Annotated in this window: 14 protein-coding genes; 5 read left to right on the top strand and 9 right to left on the bottom strand. The window is 56.1% G+C overall.

Features of this window, described 5'->3' with window-relative positions:
* Positions 1-118: 118 nt before the first annotated feature.
* Complete coding sequence (locus U9O48_RS01080; RefSeq protein WP_282493025.1) at positions 119-829, bottom strand: DUF3053 domain-containing protein; 711 nt, start codon at positions 827-829, stop codon at positions 119-121.
* 329 nt (positions 830-1158) lie between these two features.
* Between U9O48_RS01080 and U9O48_RS01075 the strand changes: the two genes are divergently transcribed.
* Entirely contained in the window at positions 1159-1440 is a 282-nt protein-coding gene (locus tag U9O48_RS01075; RefSeq protein ID WP_282493026.1) for an HTH-type transcriptional regulator, read from the top strand.
* Between the two features lie 47 nt (positions 1441-1487).
* On the opposite strand, the gene U9O48_RS01070 is transcribed toward U9O48_RS01075, so the two are convergent.
* The 4 genes from U9O48_RS01070 to U9O48_RS01055 form a co-directional block, all read right to left on the bottom strand.
* Complete coding sequence (locus U9O48_RS01070) at positions 1488-3107, bottom strand: ABC-F family ATP-binding cassette domain-containing protein (RefSeq protein ID WP_285150960.1); 1620 nt, start codon at positions 3105-3107, stop codon at positions 1488-1490.
* A 230-nt stretch (positions 3108-3337) separates the two neighbouring features.
* Entirely contained in the window at positions 3338-5407 is a 2070-nt protein-coding gene (glyS, locus tag U9O48_RS01065) for a glycine--tRNA ligase subunit beta (RefSeq protein ID WP_282493028.1), read from the bottom strand.
* Between the two features lie 9 nt (positions 5408-5416).
* Complete coding sequence (gene glyQ / locus U9O48_RS01060) at positions 5417-6328, bottom strand: glycine--tRNA ligase subunit alpha (protein WP_095280253.1); 912 nt, start codon at positions 6326-6328, stop codon at positions 5417-5419.
* A gap of 115 nt (positions 6329-6443) precedes the next feature.
* Positions 6444-6749 (bottom strand): YsaB family lipoprotein, encoded by a 306-nt coding sequence (locus tag U9O48_RS01055; RefSeq protein ID WP_285150962.1) that lies wholly within the window; start codon positions 6747-6749, stop codon positions 6444-6446.
* Positions 6750-6932: 183 nt separating this feature from the next.
* Here U9O48_RS01055 and U9O48_RS01050 point away from each other — a divergent pair, with 183 nt between their 5' ends.
* Positions 6933-7928 carry an acyltransferase gene (locus U9O48_RS01050; RefSeq protein ID WP_282493030.1) on the top strand — a complete coding sequence of 332 codons (996 nt, stop codon included), beginning with the start codon at positions 6933-6935 and terminating at the stop codon, positions 7926-7928.
* Here the strand turns inward: U9O48_RS01050 and U9O48_RS01045 are convergent.
* The 4 genes from U9O48_RS01045 to xylA all read right to left on the bottom strand — a co-directional run bounded on the left by U9O48_RS01045 (position 7921) and on the right by xylA (position 12361).
* Positions 7921-8841 (bottom strand): GlxA family transcriptional regulator, encoded by a 921-nt coding sequence (locus U9O48_RS01045; protein ID WP_285158524.1) that lies wholly within the window; start codon positions 8839-8841, stop codon positions 7921-7923. The two genes, U9O48_RS01050 and U9O48_RS01045, sit on opposite strands and share 8 nt — an antisense overlap.
* The gene (locus U9O48_RS01040) at positions 8841-9380 is read right to left on the bottom strand and encodes a cysteine hydrolase family protein (protein ID WP_285150964.1); all 540 of its coding nucleotides are present in this window, start codon (positions 9378-9380) and stop codon (positions 8841-8843) included. Before U9O48_RS01040 ends, U9O48_RS01045 begins: the two co-directional genes overlap by 1 nt.
* A gap of 104 nt (positions 9381-9484) precedes the next feature.
* Positions 9485-10939: a xylulokinase gene (gene xylB / locus U9O48_RS01035; RefSeq protein WP_285150966.1), complete on the bottom strand. Its 1455-nt coding sequence runs from the start codon at positions 10937-10939 to the stop codon at positions 9485-9487.
* A 99-nt stretch (positions 10940-11038) separates the two neighbouring features.
* The gene (gene xylA / locus U9O48_RS01030) at positions 11039-12361 is read right to left on the bottom strand and encodes a xylose isomerase (RefSeq protein ID WP_285155743.1); all 1323 of its coding nucleotides are present in this window, start codon (positions 12359-12361) and stop codon (positions 11039-11041) included.
* A gap of 372 nt (positions 12362-12733) precedes the next feature.
* Between xylA and xylF the strand changes: the two genes are divergently transcribed.
* From xylF to xylH, 3 genes are read left to right on the top strand one after another with little or no spacing between them, the layout of a single operon-like run.
* A complete protein-coding gene (gene xylF / locus U9O48_RS01025; protein WP_285151085.1) occupies positions 12734-13726 on the top strand; it encodes a D-xylose ABC transporter substrate-binding protein in 993 nt (330 codons plus the stop codon).
* Positions 13727-13778: 52 nt separating this feature from the next.
* A complete protein-coding gene (locus U9O48_RS01020; RefSeq protein WP_324723341.1) occupies positions 13779-15320 on the top strand; it encodes a xylose ABC transporter ATP-binding protein in 1542 nt (513 codons plus the stop codon).
* Positions 15298-16479, top strand: coding sequence for a xylose ABC transporter permease XylH (xylH, locus tag U9O48_RS01015; RefSeq protein WP_324723340.1), 1182 nt, complete (start codon positions 15298-15300; stop codon positions 16477-16479). Before U9O48_RS01020 ends, xylH begins: the two co-directional genes overlap by 23 nt.
* Positions 16480-16490: the final 11 nt, after the last annotated feature.

Raw genomic sequence — 16490 nt, 5'->3', positions numbered from 1 at the left:
AACTGCTTTAGGTCTGTGTAACAAACCGACAGGAATAGTTATACCGATGTGGTAGACGAATGACAAGCATTATTTTTATCAGCCTGTAAAAAACCCCGCACCAGGCGGGGTTTTTCTTTTATTCCGTCGCGGTGACTGCCGCGCTCCAGGCCTGCGTAAAGGCCTGGTGCTGAGAGGCGAGCGGCCCAATCAGCGTGTTGTACTGGCTGGCTTGCTGTGAGGTCGGGAACTGAATGCCGTTCGAGACAAAGCTCACCTGCGTCCCCTGCTGGGAGATGAAATCGCCCACCTGCACCAGCTGCTGGCTAAAGATCTGCGCGGCTGGGATCAGCGGCTGCATCGCATCTGATGGTTTGGTGACGACTTTCTCGTACACCTGATCAAACACGGGCTTGAGATCTTCACCCTGCTTCAGCGCAGAACGCGCCGCATCGGCCTGCATTTTGGCATTCTGCAGCTGCTGGCTCAGCACGCCAAGCGCACCGTTAGACTGGCGCAGCGGCTCGCGCTGAGTCATATAGTCCTGCGGAACGCGGATCGCATTTACGCTGTCCACAACCGGACGAAGACCAGAATCCATCGCCTGATTCACCTGCTGTGAATAACCATAAAGGATGGCGTAATCGGAAACGAAGGGACCAAACTGTTTTTTCTGATCCGCAGTCAGCGTCGGCAGATGCTCGCCACTGCGCATCACGGTATTTTGTAGAAAATCGATAAACGCTTTACGCTGATCGCCTTCTTTATCGAAACACCCACTCAGGCTAACTACCATCAATAACGCCGCAATAGGCGCAAACCAGCGAGAGCAGGACTTTCCTGTCGCCATTTTAATACTCCTTTCACCCAAAAAACGCACACCGGCACACGCGTGCCCGACGCTGACAAGGATAGTCCAGGTCAGGCTGGCAAGATACTATTTTCATGCAAAACGGCTATTGCCGTTTTTTTTCTTACGATTTACAAAAAAATATCAACCAACTCCTGTTTCGATTAATCAGGCAATTAGGGTCAGTCACTCTTCTGCTGAAACGAATAAGTCGATCGTTACCGCACGATTAGTCACAGACGTGACGATCTTATGCACTCTTTTGAGGCTATTCTTAATTGGCTCTCTGATGTTCACGATCCCGCTGTGTGATTTAAGAGGAGTTCTTAATGGAATCTAAAGATCCTATGTTTGAGCTGTTAACCAGCCTGGAACAAATTGTTTTTAAAGATTTATCGCAGACAGTCACCCCGTCCCAAAAGACGAATCCCTTTACTGAATTTGAGCGATTACGCAAAGGGACAGGGTTAAAAATTGATGATTTCGCCCGAGAGATGGGCGTCAGTGTGGCCATGGTGCATGAGTGGGAATCAAAACGTGTAAAACCCTCCACGACCGAGCTTAAACTGATGCGCATGATTCAGGTTGCTTCAACAGTCAGTACGCCGTAAGTAAGTACGTTCATGTTACCGCCCCCGCTACTGCGGGGGTTTGTATTTTAGAGCCTTTCACAACGCCACCCTTTCTCCGTCCACACCAGTTCATGGGTCAGTTTAAGCCCATCGAGGAAAACCTGATCGTGCGACACCACCAGCAGCGCGCCGGGGAAATCGGCCAGCGCCGCTTCAATCGCCTGCACAGACGCCAAATCCAGATGGTTGGTCGGCTCATCCAGCAGCAGCAATTGCGCAGCCTCTTCCCGCCACAGCACACAGGCCAGCGCCGCTTTCAGGCGTTCACCGCCGCTCAGCGTCCCTAACGGCAGGGAAACTTTATCCGCTCCCAGCTGAAGCTGCGCCAGACGGCTGCGCAGCACACCCTCTTCCAGCGGCGTGTCGTGCAAATTGAGATGCGTCATCACCGACTGCGTGAGATCGAGCTGCGATAAATGCTGATCGAGATACGCGGTTGTCACCGATACGCTGCACGAGCCGGAAACAGGTTCCTGTTTCCCGAGGATTATCTTTAACAGCGTCGATTTTCCGCAGCCGTTCGGTCCGCGCAGCGCCACGCGCATCGGCCCGTCCATTCGCCAGTTAACAGGCGGCGTATTCACATACGGCAGAACCAACGCCTCCAACACCACCGCCTGCTTGCCCTCGGCGATGCGGCTCCCCGGCAGGGTAAACATCACGGGGCTGTCTTCCTCCACGCGTTCCCGCGCCTGGCTGACGGCGGCGTTCAGAGCATCATTCTGCTCGTGATGCTGCTTACGCCACGTCCCGGGCCGCTCTTTCGCCGCCATCTTATATTTGATCCGCTCAAACGAGGCGATATTCAGGGTATCGACGGTGCGCAGGGTTTGCGCGGATCGCCGCTGGCTGGCGTCATGCTCTTTATGCATACGCGCGCGGGTGCGTTTGCGCTCGGTGGCGGCATGTTCCAGCGCCGCGCGCGCCGCCTGCTGTTCGGCATCCCGCTGGCGTTGGTAGTCCGCATAATTACCGCCATACGCGCGCAGCCCGGCACCGCTGAGTTCCAGAATGCGCGGCACCTGCGCCAGTAACTCACGATCGTGCGACGCGACCATCACTCCGCCAGACCAGCGCGCCAGCTGGGCGTAAAACCACTCCCGCCCCGGTCGATCGAGGTGGTTTGTCGGTTCATCCAGCAGCAGATAGTCAGCCCCGGAGGTAAAGGCTCCGCACAGCAAAGCACGCACGCGTTCTCCGCCGCTGAACTCTGACGCGGGTTTATCGGGATCAAAAGGTGGCAGATGGGCCGTGAGAAACGCCGCGGTGAGTCGTTCCGCTAAGTCCCAGTAGCCGTCGAGACATTCCAGATCCTCCGGCTGGTAATCGCCGCTGTCGATGCGTCGACGGGCCGCGAAAATCTGATCGTAGCCCAGCAGTTCCGCCAGCGTCGTGTGCGCAGAAATATCATGCTGCTGCGCGACATACGCGTGCGTCCCCAGACGCTCAATATGCCCGCTCGCCGGAGAGTCCAGCCCGGCCAGCAAACGTAAAAGGCGCGTTTTACCGCTGCCGTTACGCCCAACCAGCGCACAGCGCGACGGCTCAAGAGAGAAATTCAGTGGACCAAAAAGGGTATCGCCCGTCGCAAACTGACAGGTGACCTGATGCAAAATAAAAGAAGGGGATTGCGCAAAATGAGCCATAAGCACTCCTGAATGAAATCAAAACATCCCCTGCCGACGCGTTCGCGTTTAGCAAGGATCGAAATTCATCAGTCGTGTTTGTTCATTTTCGGGATGCGCTCCAGGAAGGAAAAGTTAACGCGATAAAGGATAACGGCACTCAGGCCAGAATTTCAAGGTTATTTTTTCGCCATAAAAAAAACCCGCCGAAGCGGGTTTCAGAACCTGTAGGCCCAACCGGGCAAAGCAGATTACTGCAGGAGCGAAATGTCCGCCACGCGCAGGAACAGCTCACGCAGTTTTTCGAGCATAGAGAGACGGTTAATACGCAGCTCTTTGTCTTCTACGTTCACCATCACTTTCTCGAAGAAGGCGTCGATCACTTCACGCAGCTCAGCCAGTTCCACCAGCGCTTCCTGATAGCGTCCTTCCGCGAAGTACGGCTCCAGCTTGTCGCGCAGCACCACAACCTGCATCGCCAGGGCGATCTCTTCCGGCTCTTTCAGCGTCGCGGCGTTTACACGCTCGGTCAGCTGTTCGTCGGACTTCGCCAGAATATTGGAAACACGCTTGTTGGCCGCAGCCAGCGCGGACGCTGCTTCCAGCGTACGGAAGTGGGAAACTGCCTTCATGCGCGCATCGAAATCGGCCGGACGAGTCGGACGACGCGCCAGCACCGCCTGAATAGTGTCGACGGTGTAGCCTTCGTCCTGATACCAGGCGCGGAAACGGCCCAGCATAAAGTCGATAACGTCATCCACCACTTTGGCGTTGGTCAGCTTGTCGCCATACAGACGCACCGCTTCTTCGGTCAGCGTCTGCAGATCCAGATTCAGGTTCTTCTCAACGATGATACGCAGCACGCCCAGCGCCGCACGACGCAGTGCAAACGGGTCTTTGTCGCCTTTTGGATGCTGGCCAATACCGAAGATCCCCGCGAGGGTATCCATTTTATCGGCAATCGCCACAGCACAAGCCACCGGGTTGGACGGCAGATCGTCACCCGCAAAGCGCGGCTGATACTGCTCGTTCAGCGCAACGGCAACGTCTTCCGCTTCGCCATCGTGGCGCGCATAGTGCATGCCCATCACGCCCTGGGTGTCGGTAAACTCGAAAACCATGTTTGTCATCAGGTCGCACTTAGAGAGCAGGCCTGCGCGGGTCGCGTGATTCACATCCGCACCAATCTCACGAGCAATCCAGCCGGACAGCTCTGCGATACGATCGGTTTTGTCACGCAGCGTGCCGAGCTGTTGCTGGAACAGAACGGTTTGCAGGCGTGGGAGGTGATCTTCCAGACGTTTTTTACGGTCGCTATTAAAGAAGAATTCCGCATCCGCCAGACGTGGACGAACCACTTTCTCGTTACCGGAGATAATCTGGATCGGATCTTTCGATTCAATGTTCGCCACGAAGATAAAGTTCGGCAGCAGTTTGCCGTCCGCTGCGTATACCGGGAAGTACTTCTGGTCACCCTTCATGGTGTACACCAGCGCTTCTGCCGGAACGGCGAGGAATTTCTCTTCGAATTTGGCGGTCAGCACCACCGGCCATTCCACCAGCGAGGTCACTTCTTCCAGCAGACTTTCGCTCAGATCGGCGTTGCCACCGATTTTGCGCGCCGCTTCTTCCGCGTCCGCTTTGATTTTGGCTTTACGCTGCTCGTAATCGGCAATGACTTTGCCGCGCTCCAGCAGGATCTGCGGGTACTGATCGGCATTGTCGATGGTGAATTCTGGCTCGCCCATGAAGCGATGGCCGCGAATCACACGATCGGACTGAATACCCAGGATAGTCGCAGGGATCAGCTTATCGCCCAGCAGCAGGGTCACGGTGTGAACCGGACGCACGAAGTGCACGTCGCTTGCGCCCCAGCGCATCAGTTTTGGAATCGGCAGTTTTGCCAGTGACGTGGCGATCATGTTTGGCAGCAGCGCTTCTGCGCTTTCGCCTTTCACATGGGCGCGATACAGCAGCCACTCACCTTTGTCGGTCGCCAGACGCTCGGCCTGGTCAACGGTGATCCCGCAGCCACGAGCCCAGCCTTCTGCGGCTTTGCTCGGTTTACCTTCGGCGTCAAACGCCTGGGCAATCGCCGGGCCGCGTTTTTCCACTTCACGATCGGGCTGAGAGGCCGCGAGATTCGCAACTTTCAGCGCCAGACGGCGCGGAGCGGCAAACCACTCGACGTTGCCGTGTGCCAGGCCAGCGTTATCCAGCTCAGCCGTAAAGTTCGCAGCAAAGGATTCCGCCAGGCTGCGCAGGGCTTTTGGTGGCAGCTCTTCGGTGCCGATTTCCACCAGGAAAGTATTCTCAGACATGGCCGCCTCTTATTTATTTCGGTTGCACATCGGGAAGCCAAGGGCTTCACGGGACGCGTAGTAAGCTTCTGCAACGGCTTTGGTCAGCGTGCGAATGCGCAAAATATAGCGCTGACGTTCAGTCACGGAGATCGCTTTACGGGCGTCGAGCAGGTTGAAGCTATGGGCGGCCTTCAGAATACGCTCGTAGGCTGGCAGCGGCAGCGGAGATTCCAGCGCCAGCAGCTGCTGCGCTTCTTTCTCGTACTGCTCGAAGCAGGTGAACAGGAAGTCCACGTCCGCGTATTCGAAGTTATAGGTGGATTGCTCCACTTCGTTCTGATGGAACACGTCGCCGTAGGTGGTTTTACCCAGCGGGCCGTCGCTCCAGACCAGGTCGTAAACGCTGTCTACGCCCTGAATGTACATGGCCAGACGTTCCAGACCGTAGGTGATTTCGCCGGTGATCGGCTTACACTCAAGACCGCCAACCTGCTGGAAGTAGGTGAACTGCGTCACTTCCATGCCGTTCAGCCACACTTCCCAGCCCAGACCCCAGGCACCCAGCGTTGGGTTTTCCCAGTTATCTTCCACGAAGCGGATGTCATGGATGGTCGGGTCCACGCCCAGCTCTTTCAGGGAACCAAGGTACAGCTCCTGGATATTGTCCGGGGAAGGCTTAATCACCACCTGGAACTGATAATAGTGCTGTAAGCGGTTCGGGTTTTCGCCATAGCGGCCATCCGTCGGACGACGGGACGGTTGCACATACGCGGTGGCCATAGGTTCAGGCCCCAGCGCACGCAGGCTAGTCATCGGGTGTGAAGTGCCGGCGCCAACTTCCATGTCCAAAGGTTGAACAATGGTGCAGCCCTGACGAGCCCAGTAATCCTGTAATGTCAGGATCAGGCCCTGGAAGGTCTTGGTATCAAACTTTTGCATAGTATTTCGTGCTGGATACGTGTGGTTTTAAATGGAAGGAATCAGTATACCCGCTGACTGCAAGATATACAGTACGAAACGGGTTTGTTTAGGCAAAATTGGGGAAATAAGGCTCTTAGCGCATGGAGAGATGCAAAAACTGCCCATCCGCATCAAAAGAGCAGACAAAGCCCTCTTTACGCGCCGTAAACCCGCGCATCTCATAGCTGCCCTGAAATTGCTCAAAGCCAGTCACATCAATTTTCTGCGAACCGGTGTTATAGCGATGGGCGGCCTGATCCTTACACAGCTGCTCCATATTTAACGAACGTTCCGGGCTGACTTTGCTTTTCTGCGCCCGTTGTACCGGAGCGTCTTCCTGTGAGCTGCACCCTGTAAGCAAAACGAGCAGAATCAGTGACGCAGCGCGCGTGATCATCATTTTTATTACCGCCGTGTTTTCTGGCTGTTATTTTTAATATTAAAACTTTATAGATTATGGCCCGGCATTCTGCGAATCTCGCGACTTTCGTTCAAGCCCGCCCAGATAAACTCAGAATTATCCAGTGAGAGGCTAGCACACAATGACAGTCAGACCGTATTTACCGCCAGAACAGAGGAACTGATGCAGTCAAAAATTAGCTGGATTGATAATTTGCGAGGGATAGCCTGTTTGATGGTTGTGATGATCCACACCACGACCTGGTATGTGACCAATGCTCACAGCATCAGCCCGATGAACTGGGATATTGCCAATATCCTCAACTCGGCGTCGCGCGTCAGCGTCCCGCTGTTTTTCATGATTTCCGGCTATCTGTTTTTCGGCGAGCGCAGCGCGCAGCCGCGCCACTTCCTGCGTATCGGCCTGTGCCTGCTGTTTTATAGCGCCGTGGCGCTGCTCTACATCACGCTGTTTACCTCGATTAACGGCGAGCTGTCGTTACGGTATTTGCTGCAAAAACCGGTGTTTTATCACCTGTGGTTTTTCTTCGCCATCATCGTGATTTATCTGGTCTCTCCGCTGATTCAGGTGAAAAACGTCGGCGGAAAGATGCTGCTGGCGCTGATGGTGGTGATTGGCCTGCTCGCCAACCCCAATACCGTTTCGCAGAAAATTGGCGGTTTCGAATGGCTGCCGATCAACCTCTATATCAGCGGCGATACCTTTTACTATGTGATTTACGGGATGCTGGGCCGGGCGATTGGGATGCTGGATACGCGCAAAACCTGGCTGACGTGGCTGTGCGCCGCTCTGTTTATCGCGGCGGTGGTGGTTATCTCTCGCGGGACCTTGCACGAGCTGCGCTGGCGCGGAAATTTTGCTGATACCTGGTATGTCTACTGCGGCCCTATGGTCTTTATCTGTGCCGTCTCTCTGCTGACGCTGGTGAAAAACACCCTTAACGCGCGCCCGCTTCCCGTCCTGGGGCTCATCTCGCGCCACTCGCTGGGCATTTACGGTTTTCACGCGCTGGTGATCCACGCCCTGCGCACCCGCGGTGTCGAGCTAAAAAGCTGGCCGCTTCTGGATATTGTCTGGATTTTCACGGCGACGCTGCTGATCAGCCTGTTGCTGTCGATGCTGCTACAGCGCGTGGATACCCGCCGGTTTGTCAGCTAATTGCGCGCTGTTTGGCCCGGTGAAACTGGCGTGGGGATGAAAACCCGGCGGCGATGGACGCCTGCTCCACGCCGCGCCCCTGCAGCAGCCACTGCTGGGCAATCGCCAGCCGCAGCTGTTCCAGATAGTCGCGCACGCTGATCCCCAAATGCTCCTGAAACAAGCGCGTTAAATGCCGGGGACTGACGTGCGCCAGAGCGGCAATATCCGCCAGTTGCCAGCCCTTTTGCGGCTCGGCGGTGAGCGCATCCTGCGCGCGGTGGATCGCCGGATGCAGATGGTTGCGATAGCGCAGCCAGGGTGAAAGCTGCGGATCGTCACCCGAGCGTCGGAACCACACCACCATTTCCCGCGCGACCGTCAGCGCCTTTTCCGGCCCGCACAGACGGTTCATCAGGTGCAGCGCGAGATCGATTCCAGAAGTTATTCCCGCGCTGGTCCAGATATTCCCGTCCTGCACAAAAATACGATTCTCTTTGATTACCGCCCCTGGCGCTGCGTCGCGAAGACGGGTGATCACATCGTGATGGGTCGTGCACTGCTTCCCGGTGAGTAAACCCGATTTGGCCGCCAGCAGCGCGCCGGAACAGACGCACATCACGGTGATAGCCTGGCGGTGAATCGCAGGCTGCAGGCGCATCAGCCAGTGCTGAACGCCTAATGCCTGAGGGGTCGAAAACTGATGACGTGAGTCGCTCACGCCCGGTAAAACCAGCAAACTGCCGTCGGGAAGCGTGTCAGGTAAAGGCGAAATGCCCCCCATCGTCAGACCAATCGAGGTGGGAACGTCCGGCTGCGGGCCGATGTAGTGCAGGCGAAACGCATCGCCCGCCAGCACAAAGGTTTCTGCCGGGCCGGACATATCCAGCGCCAGCACTCCCGGCAACATCACAAACCAGACGTCGATACTCATCAGAGCGACTCCAGCGTCTCCGCCACAGTTTTGATTTCAGCAAAACGCCCGGCCAGCACCGTTTCCGTGCGATGGCGCAGGTCGTCGGTATTGAGCGTGACGCCCTTCCAGGTCATCGGAAAAGTCAGGGTGGCTTCGCTGACAAAAGTCACCGCATAGCCGAGATCTGACGCCACCCGCGCGGTGGTTTCGCAGCACTGTTCCGTACGCAGGCCGCAGATGACCAGATGGTTAATATCACGCTCGCGCAGCCAGTGGTCAAGGCCCGTATCCGTAAAGGCGTTATGCACATGCTTGTGGAAAACCACCGCAGGCTGATGACGTAAAAAGGACATCGGCGTAACAAAACCGCTTTCCAGCGAGAAGGGCCCCTTATCGTCGACATGGAAGATATCCACAACCGGAATCTCACGGGATTCACAGCCCTCAATCAGCCCAAGAATGGCCTGCTGAAAAGCCTGAAATCCCTCTTCCTGCCAGTATTCGCGATGATGAAAAGACTGCTGAGTATCGATATTGATTAATGCGGTGCGCGACATGGTAATGCTCCTCGCCAGTGGGTGTATCTCTATACTGACGAGGAGCGAGCATCACGAGAAGACCAAAAAAGGACATCCTCACGCCGCTTCGGGACAACCTACCTTTACGACATTAGCGGCAGGAGCTGTTGGTAGATTTTGCGGAACACTTCCCGGCGTTCGGCGTAGCGCGCATGGTGCGCCGCGTCCGGCTTGTGCTCCTGCTCCAGCGTGAGCTGCGGCAGAAGCTGCGTCAGGGGTTTGTCAGGGTTGACGGCAATCTGCGCCAGACGCGCCGCCCCCAGAGCAGGTCCTATGTCCCCGCCAGTGCGGTAATCGAGCTGCAATCCGCTGATATCCGCCAGCATCTGCCGCCAGTAGCTGCTTCTTGCGCCTCCGCCAATCAGGGTAATACTGGTCGGTTTGAGTCCGCAGTCATGGACCACATCCATCCCGTCCGCCAGCGCATAGCCGACACCTTCCAGCACCGCGCGCGCCAGTTCGGCCGGGCCATGCTGATGGGTTAAGCCGAAGAACACGCCTTTCGCTTCCGGGTTGTTGTGCGGCGTGCGCTCGCCGGAAAGATAGGGCAAGAACCACACGGCCCCCGCCTCTTCGTTGGCCTGCTGGGCCGCCGAAATGAGCGCCGGAACATCCTTGAGTCCGGTCAGGTTTGCCGCCCAGTCCAGACACGACGCGGCGCTTAACATCACCGACATCAAGTGCCATTTCCCCGGCAGCGCGTGGCAGAAGCTGTGTACCGCGCTCTCTGGATTGCTGCGATACCCGTCGCTGACCGCGAAATAGACGCCTGAAGTGCCAAGCGACAGCATTGCCTGTCCGGCATCGACCATCCCCACGCCCACGGCACCCGCCGCATTATCGCCCCCGCCCGCCACTACCGGCACGGCAGGCATATTCCAGCTGTCGGCAATCGACGGATTGAGCACGCCGGTGATCTCACTACCCTCGAAGAGCGCAGGCATGTGATCTCGGGTCAACTGGCAGGCATCCAGCATCGCCTCGCTCCAGTCGCGTTGAGCGACATCGAGCCACATCGTCCCCGCCGCGTCCGACATGTCGCTGGCGAAATCGCCAGTCATGCGAAAACGCAGATAATCTTTTGGCAGCAAGACCTTTGCCACCTGCTTAAAAATATCCGGCTCGTGGCGCTGCAACCACAGCAGCTTAGGCGCGGTAAAGCCCGGCATCATCAGGTTACCGGTGATTTGCCGTGAGGTCGGCACCCGCGCTTCGAGGAGCGCGCACTCTTCTGCACAGCGACCATCGTTCCACAAAATCGCCGGGCGCAGCACGCGGTGCTCGCTGTCCAGCAAGGTTGCACCATGCATTTGACCGGCAATACCCAGCGCTTTGACCTCACGCAAACTGTGCTGCTGGCCCAGGGCTTTGATCGCGCGATCCGTCGCCTGCCACCACGTTTCGGGATCTTGCTCTGACCATAGGGGATGTGGGCGCGAGACGTGCAGCTTCTCAGTCTGCGAGGCCAGCACGTCGCCCTGCTCGTTTAACAGGATGGCTTTCACACCCGATGTGCCAAGATCAATCCCGATATACATAGTGTGGATTCCTTAACTGAAAATGCCCGGTGGCGCGAGGCTTACCGGGCCTACGATGATTTTAGGCCGGGCAAGCGCAGCGCCGCCCGGCATTATCGATCACTTATCAAACAGGTAATGATTCACCAGGTTTTCCAGCAGTTCCTGATGACCGCTCTGATGGCTCGGCGCCAGACTATGCTGTTCAGCGTACTTCGCGATCTCGGCAAGGGATAACTGCCCTTTCAAAATTTGCTGGCCGAGTTCACTGTTCCAGCCGGAATAACGCTTCGCCACACGTTTATCCAGCTCGCCGTCTTCAATCATGCGGGCAGCCACTTTCAGCGCCAGCGCCATGGTATCCATCGCGCCAATATGGCCATAGAACAGATCGTATTTATCGGTGCTCTGACGACGCACTTTGGCGTCAAAGTTCAGGCCTCCCGTCGTGAAACCGCCCGCTTTGATGATTTCATACATCACCAGCGCATTTTCTTCCACGCTGATCGGGAACTGGTCGGTGTCCCAGCCAAGCTGCGGGTCACCGCGGTTGGCATCGACAGAGCCGAAGATTCCCAGCGCAATAGCCGACGCGATTTCATGGTGGAAAGAGTGCCCCGCCAGCGTCGCGTGGTTGGCTTCGATATTCACTTTGATCTCTTTTTCCAGACCAAATTGCTTGAGGAAACCGTACACCGTCGCGACATCATAATCGTACTGGTGTTTGGTGGGCTCCTGCGGTTTAGGTTCAATCAGCAGGGTGCCGCGGAAACCGATTTTGTGTTTGTGATCCACCACCATCTGCATGAAGCGGCCAATCTGTTCGCGCTCCTGACGCAGATCGGTGTTCAGCAGCGTTTCGTAACCCTCGCGGCCGCCCCACAGGACGTAGTTTTCGCCGCCCAGCTTATGTGTGGCGTTCATGGCGGTCACGACCTGAGTGGCGGCCCAGCTGAACACTTCAGGATCCGGGTTGGTCGCCGCACCCGCGCCGTAGCGAGGGTTGGTGAAGCAGTTTGCCGTGCCCCACAGCAGCTTCACGCCACTTTGCTGCTGTTTTTCACCCAGATAATCCACCATCTGGGCAAAGTTGTTCAGGTACTCTTTAAGCGATGCGCCTTCCGGAGAGACGTCCACATCGTGGAAGCAGTAATACGGGACGTTCAGTTTGTGGAAGAACTCGAAGGCCACATCCGCTTTGCGCTTCGCCAGCTCCAGCGCTTCGCCTGGCTGCTGCCACGGACGGTCAAACGACCCCACGCCGAACATATCCGCGCCGTTCCAGCAGAAGGTATGCCAGTAGCAGGCGGCGAAACGCAGGTGATCTTCCATGCGCTTACCCAGCACCAGCTCGTCCGGATTGTAGTGACGAAATGCTAGAGGATTGGTGGATTTCGGGCCTTCATAGCGAACGCGATCGAGTTGGTCGAAATAAGCTTGCATATTGAACTCCATAATCAAGAGGTGCGGCGAGTCATCGATAATGGAGTAATAGTGAATACACATTGCAGGTTGCTCAATTACGTTATTTCACACTGCTATTGAGAGAATGCACAAACGTGCGCTGGCTCGCAAAAATAATACGCAGGCAAAGGATTTTTCGGCGCTTATTCCAGAATCATGTGTAATTAATAAGTTGCGCATTTTAAAATCAGATCGCGGTCATAAATTCGCAAATAAACCAAATATCGTAATGAGAAGATAAAAATCTGTAATTGCGAGTTTCCCTTTCCCCGTTAAGAATTTGCTGCGTATCTGGCAGTGAATGATTCTTTTGTCCAAGCCTTACCACCCTACAAAAAAGGTAAAATAATGATGACGATAAGAAACCTGTGCCTTACTCTCTGCGCTTCGCTAGTGCTCACAAGCTTTGCGGGGCATGCAAAAGAAGTCAAAATCGGAATGGCCATCGACGACCTGCGCCTGGAGCGCTGGCAAAAAGACCGCGATATTTTTGTGAATAAAGCGGAATCTCTCGGCGCAAAAGTGTTTGTTCAGTCTGCTAATGGCAATGAAGAGACGCAAATGTCGCAAATCGAAAATATGATTAACCGCGGCGTTGATGTTCTGGTCATTATTCCTTACAACGGTCAGGTGTTAAGTAATGTCGTCAAAGAAGCGAAACAAGAGGGAATTAAAGTTTTAGCCTATGACCGAATGATAAATAACGCCGATATCGATTTTTATATTTCCTTCGACAACGAAAAAGTCGGTGAATTACAGGCGCAAAGCCTGGTCAACAAAGTGCCGCAGGGGAATTATTTCCTGATGGGCGGCTCACCTGTCGATAACAACGCCAAATTATTCCGCGAAGGGCAGATGAAAGTTCTCAAGCCTTATATCGACGACGGAAAAATTAAAGTGGTGGGCGATCAGTGGGCTGACGGCTGGCTGCCAGAAAACGCGCTGAAAATTATGGAAAACGCGTTAACCGCGAATAATAACAAAATCGACGCCGTCGTCGCCTCAAACGATGCCACCGCGGGCGGTGCGATTCAGGCGCTGAGTGCCCAGGGCCTGGCCGGTAAAGTGGCAATTTCCGGACAAGATGCGGACCTGGCAGGCGTGAAACGTATTATTGCCGGTACGCAAACCATGACGGTCTACAAACCCATCACCGAGCTCGCCACTACTGCCGCTGAAATTGCCGTCGAACTGGGCAACGATCAGCAGCCTAAGGCCGATTCCAAGCTCAATAACGGCCTGAAAGATGTCCCAGCCCGTCTGCTGACGCCAATCGAAGTCAACAAAGAGAACATTGACGCCACGGTTGTAAAAGACGGTTTCCACAAGAAGAGCGAACTGTAACCCCGCATCGCCCCTGCTGTGCGGGGGCCCCCTCAGATCATGTGGAGCAGTTATGCCTTACTTACTTGAAATGAAAAGTATCACCAAAGCCTTTGGCGCAGTGAAAGCTGTCGACAACGTGAGCCTGCGCTTAAACCCCGGCGAGATTGTCTCTCTGTGCGGCGAAAATGGCTCCGGCAAATCCACGCTGATGAAAGTGCTGTGCGGCATCTATCCGCACGGCAGTTACGACGGGGAAATCGTCTTTGCCGGTGAAACCCTGCAGGCCACCCACATTCGCGACACGGAGCGCAAAGGTATCGCCATCATTCACCAGGAGCTGGCGCTGGTGAAGCATCTCACCGTGCTGGAGAATATTTTCCTCGGCGCGGAGATCTCGAATTTCGGCGTGCTGGACTACGACAGTATGACCCTGCGCTGTGAAAAGCTGCTGGCCCAGGTCAGCCTGCATATCTCACCAGACACCCGCGTCGGCGACCTGGGGCTGGGGCAGCAGCAGCTGGTTGAAATCGCCAAAGCGCTGAACAAACAGGTGCGCCTGTTGATCCTCGACGAACCGACCGCCTCCCTGACGGAGCAAGAAACCGCGGTGCTGCTGGATATCATCCGCGACCTGCAGCACCACGGCATCGCCTGTATTTATATCTCTCACAAACTCAACGAGGTGAAAGCTATCTCGGACACCATCTGCGTTATTCGCGACGGGCAACACATCGGCACGCGAGAAGCCGACGGGATGAACGAAGACGACATCATCACCATGATGGTGGGCCGCGAACTCACTGCGCTCTACCCCAACGAACCGCACACCACCGGGGATGAAATCCTAAGAGTCGAGAATCTGACTGCCTGGCATCCGGTGAACCGCCATATCAAACGCGTCAACAATGTCTCCTTCTCCCTGCGGCGCGGGGAGATCCTCGGTATTGCAGGTTTAGTCGGTGCCGGGCGAACCGAAGCCGTCCAGTGCCTGTTTGGCGTCTGGCCGGGCCGCTGGGAGGGCAAGATTTACCTCGACGGTCAGCCCGTGCAGATCAACAGCTGCCAGCAGGCGATCGCTCAGGGTATCGCGATGGTCCCGGAAGATCGTAAAAGAGACGGCATTGTGCCGGTCATGGCCGTGGGGAAAAACATTACCCTGGCGGCACTCAACCAGTTTTCGGGTGCGCTGAGCAGCCTGGACGATGCCGCTGAACAGCAGTGCATTCTCCAGTCTTTAGCGCGCCTGAAAGTCAAAACCTCGTCGCCCGAATTAGCCATCGGGCGGCTGAGCGGCGGTAATCAGCAGAAAGCGATTCTGGCTCGCTGTCTGCTGCTCAATCCGCGCATCCTGATTCTGGATGAACCGACGCGCGGGATCGACATCGGCGCAAAATATGAAATCTACAAACTTATTAACCAGCTGGTGCAGCAGGGCATCGCGGTGATTGTGATCTCGTCCGAACTGCCCGAAGTGCTCGGCCTGAGCGATCGCGTCCTGGTGATGCACGAAGGCAAACTGAAAGCCAATCTGAAAAACCAAAACCTGACCCAGGAACAGGTGATGGAAGCCGCCCTGAGGAGGGAACGTCATGTCGAAAAGCAACCCGTCTGAAATCAAAGCCCCTGCGTCTGCGCCAGGTCTGTTCCCGGGATTTAAAACGCTAAACCTGCAGGTTTTCGTCATGATCGCGGCCATTATCGTCATCATGCTGTTCTTCACCTGGATGACCGACGGCTCCTATTTAAGCGCGCGAAACATCTCCAACCTGCTGCGCCAGACCGCCATTACCGGCATTCTGGCGGTCGGGATGGTGTTTGTAATTATCTCGGCAGAAATCGATCTGTCGGTCGGCTCGATGATGGGGCTACTGGGCGGCGTCGCGGCGATTTTTGACGTCTGGCTCGGCTGGCCATTGCCGCTTACCGTAGCGGTCACGCTGGTGCTCGGCCTGCTGCTCGGGACCTGGAACGGCTGGTGGGTCGCGTATCGCAAAGTCCCTTCGTTCATCGTCACCCTTGCGGGAATGCTCGCCTTTCGCGGCATTCTGATCGGCATTACCAACGGCACCACCGTGTCGCCGACCAGCGCGTCGATGTCGCAGATTGGTCAGAGTTATCTCTCCGACGGCGTGGGCTTCACGTTTGGTGCTATCGGTATGATGGTCTTTATCGCCTGGCAGTGGCGCGCCAGAATGCGTCGTCAGGCGCTGGGGCTCACCTCGACGGCTTCAACCTCAGTCGTCGGACGCCAGGCCCTGACCGCCGTTATCGTGCTGGGGGCCATCTGGCTGCTGAATGATTATCGCGGCGTACCCACGCCGGTGCTTATCCTGACGCTACTATTGCTGGCGGGGATGTTTATGGCGACCCGCACCGCCTTTGGTCGGCGTATCTACGCCATCGGCGGCAACATTGAGGCGGCACGTCTGTCGGGTATCAATGTGGAGCGCACCAAGCTTGCAGTTTTCGCGATTAATGGTCTGATGGTGGCCATCGCCGGGCTGATTTTAAGCTCGCGCCTCGGTGCAGGTTCGCCCTCCGCCGGGAACATCGCCGAGCTGGATGCTATCGCCGCCTGTGTCATTGGTGGAACCAGCCTCGCAGGCGGCATCGGGAGTGTTGCGGGCGCGGTGATGGGTGCGTTTATTATGGCGTCGCTGGATAACGGAATGAGTATGATGGACGTTCCGACCTTCTGGCAGTATATCGTTAAAGGCGCCATTTTGTTGCTGGCAGTCTGGATGGACTCTGCGACCAAACGACGGGCATAACGCCGCGTTGT

Source organism: Lelliottia sp. JS-SCA-14, from assembly GCF_035593345.1.
Lineage (GTDB): Bacteria > Pseudomonadota > Gammaproteobacteria > Enterobacterales > Enterobacteriaceae > Enterobacter > Enterobacter wanjuensis.
The sequence above is the reverse complement of the archived record's forward strand: the minus strand, read 5'-3'. Positions and strand labels throughout refer to the sequence as shown.